Origin of the sequence: Flavobacterium sp. UMI-01, assembly GCF_019656315.1 — a bacterium.
Taxonomy (GTDB): Bacteria; Bacteroidota; Bacteroidia; order Flavobacteriales; family Flavobacteriaceae; genus Flavobacterium.
Genome location: NZ_BPLU01000067.1, coordinates 45,380 through 47,462, shown reverse-complemented (window position 1 = coordinate 47,462; position 2,083 = coordinate 45,380). Strand labels below are relative to the sequence as shown.

Annotated in this window: 6 protein-coding genes; all 6 read left to right on the top strand. The window is 35.8% G+C overall.

The window, feature by feature from the left end:
• The first annotated feature begins 125 nt into the window (after positions 1–125).
• Positions 126–269 (top strand): hypothetical protein, encoded by a 144-nt coding sequence (locus K5R64_RS14115; RefSeq protein WP_220764344.1) that lies wholly within the window; start codon positions 126–128, stop codon positions 267–269.
• Positions 270–494: 225 nt separating this feature from the next.
• A complete protein-coding gene (locus K5R64_RS14110) occupies positions 495–746 on the top strand; it encodes a hypothetical protein (protein WP_220764342.1) in 252 nt (83 codons plus the stop codon).
• Complete coding sequence (locus K5R64_RS14105) at positions 746–1,078, top strand: hypothetical protein (RefSeq protein ID WP_220764340.1); 333 nt, start codon at positions 746–748, stop codon at positions 1,076–1,078. The genes K5R64_RS14110 and K5R64_RS14105 overlap by 1 nt, the downstream gene beginning before the upstream one ends.
• Positions 1,079–1,405, top strand: a complete 327-nt coding sequence (locus K5R64_RS14100) for a DUF4406 domain-containing protein (protein ID WP_220764338.1) — start codon at positions 1,079–1,081, stop codon at positions 1,403–1,405. It begins immediately after the preceding gene.
• The gene (locus tag K5R64_RS14095; protein WP_220764336.1) at positions 1,402–1,830 is read left to right on the top strand and encodes a hypothetical protein; all 429 of its coding nucleotides are present in this window, start codon (positions 1,402–1,404) and stop codon (positions 1,828–1,830) included. Before K5R64_RS14100 ends, K5R64_RS14095 begins: the two co-directional genes overlap by 4 nt.
• Positions 1,820–2,083: hypothetical protein (locus tag K5R64_RS14090; protein ID WP_220764334.1), on the top strand; the 264-nt coding region annotated here is incomplete at its 3' end. The genes K5R64_RS14095 and K5R64_RS14090, both read left to right, overlap by 11 nt.

The window sequence follows — 2,083 nt, the reverse complement described above, 5'->3', positions numbered from 1 at the left end:
TTAACCGCTTTTTAAAAAGCAAAAAAAGCCCAGTTAAAAAGCCTTTAAAGGATATGACACCAGAAGAAGTTTCAAAAATAATAGTAGCCTTAGACGGTGTTGCGGTTTGGAAAAATACAATCTAAATGGAAAACTATAGCATCACAGAAGTATGTCCACATGACATAGCCGAAACCCGAACCCTAACCGCCACCTGCGGATGCGAAACCATCGCCGAATTCTGTGTCGATTGTGGCGAACAATTATCAAAACCTAAAACCGAATGTTAAATGAAAAAAATACATAAAGTTATCGAATCGTGCAACGAGTGTGAAAATTGCCGATTCCTTCCATACCCTAAGGATAATTACACATTTTATAATGTGTGTGATAATAATGAAGGACAGCCTTTTCTTTTGCTTAGGCATACTTCAAAAAGTAACAGCGAGATAATTGAAATTCCCGATAACTGCCCATTAGAAGATTATAAAGAAACCTAAAACCAAATGTTAAAAATGGAAAAAGAAATATTTACAATAGAGGAATTATTGTCTATGGGGTTTAAAGAACAAACTGGAGACGAACTAGACAATGGAGGATATTACCGATGGTGGGAAACGGTAAAACACCACAGCTCGATTGATATAACCTATGAGTACGATGCCGCTGGAAATTTCACATCTGGTTATGTTGAAATAAGTGGGCATGTATTAAATGGTCGTCCAGTAACAAAATCTGATGTTCAACTATTATTAGAAATAATGTAATGAAAATAGACTTAAAATTAACTCCAGAAAACGCCCTAATAATAGCAGCTACAATTGAAGCCGTTTACAATACTAAAGCGCATACCCGAAGAAACAAAGCAACTTTGTCAATTGCTATTGATGTCGCTTCCAAACTCGATGGAAAAGCGGTTCATATAAAAGCAAAAAGAAATCTTTTTGATGCAAAAAAGAAAATCAAAGTAACTCTAAAGTATCATGAAGCCGATATGTTAGAACTGCTACTAATACAGCAACTTGAAGGCGTTCAAGACCCATACATCAGGCTGGAAATTCAAAAAACAATTAATGATTTAAATCAAAAACTCGCATAAATGAAACAAAAAATATACATCGCTGGAAAAGTCACAGGATTGCCACAGGAAGAATGTACAATGAACTTTGATGTAGCTCAGGCAGCTATTGAGAAAATTGGTTATGAAGCTGTTAATCCTTTAAAAGTTGTTAATGACTGGAACGCCAGTTGGGAAGTAGCAATGCGAAAGTGCATTGCAGCACTTATGGAATGTGACCTGATTCTAATGTTAGACAATTATACTAATTCGCCAGGTGCAAGAATTGAATTGGATTTGGCAAAAAGGCTTGGTATTCCATGTATATACAATCATAGAGATATTTTCAATATAAGTTATCACGAATGAACCGTACCTACACCGTTAAGATAAGAAGCGGCGAAATTTGGAAGTTTAAATACAATTTAAAAGGTGTTTTAATCCACTTTGAAGTCATGGAAGGCGACTTGACCGATAAACAAGAAACCTTCCTATACCACAAAGGAAAATTTCCCTGGAAAGAAGCCCACTTGAAAGATTGGGAAAAACTATACCCGCCCACCACCGTTGAAATGACCGACTTTGATTTGTCCTTTGAAAACATTTGGAAACAATACAACCTCAAGGTTAAAAAGGAAAACTCAGAGAAAGCTTGGAACAAACTAAGTGACCAGGACAAAATAAAATGTTTCCTAAGACTCAAAAAATACAATGCAAACCTAGCCACCAATGGTCAAGCCAAAGCGCATTTAGTCACTTGGATCAACCAAAAGCGGTATAACGATGAAGATTAATATTTTAATGAAAACTAGAAAATCAGCCCACGCAATTTGGAAAGAAGCTAAAGAGCAAAATCTGACCAAAGAAGAATTTAAAAAGAAATTAAAAAATGAAGGTGTTATAATCCCAAAAAATCAACTAAACATGAAAGAAAAAATAGAAGCCACCAACGCCTTCAAAACACTAGAACCACTCGCACAACGTATGGTAAGCAAACGAGCCAACCGCATTCAAATTGAAGACAACATCATTCAAGCTCGTAACCTT

What these genes read in the sequence shown, in the direction of transcription:
- K5R64_RS14115 (WP_220764344.1), top strand. Translation starts at nt 126, where the DNA reads ATGGAAAACTATAGCATCACAGAAGTATGTCCACATGACATAGCCGAA.
- K5R64_RS14110 (WP_220764342.1), top strand. Translation starts at nt 495, where the DNA reads ATGGAAAAAGAAATATTTACAATAGAGGAATTATTGTCTATGGGGTTT.
- K5R64_RS14105 (WP_220764340.1), top strand. Translation starts at nt 746, where the DNA reads ATGAAAATAGACTTAAAATTAACTCCAGAAAACGCCCTAATAATAGCA.
- K5R64_RS14100 (WP_220764338.1), top strand. Translation starts at nt 1,079, where the DNA reads ATGAAACAAAAAATATACATCGCTGGAAAAGTCACAGGATTGCCACAG.
- K5R64_RS14095 (WP_220764336.1), top strand. Translation starts at nt 1,402, where the DNA reads ATGAACCGTACCTACACCGTTAAGATAAGAAGCGGCGAAATTTGGAAG.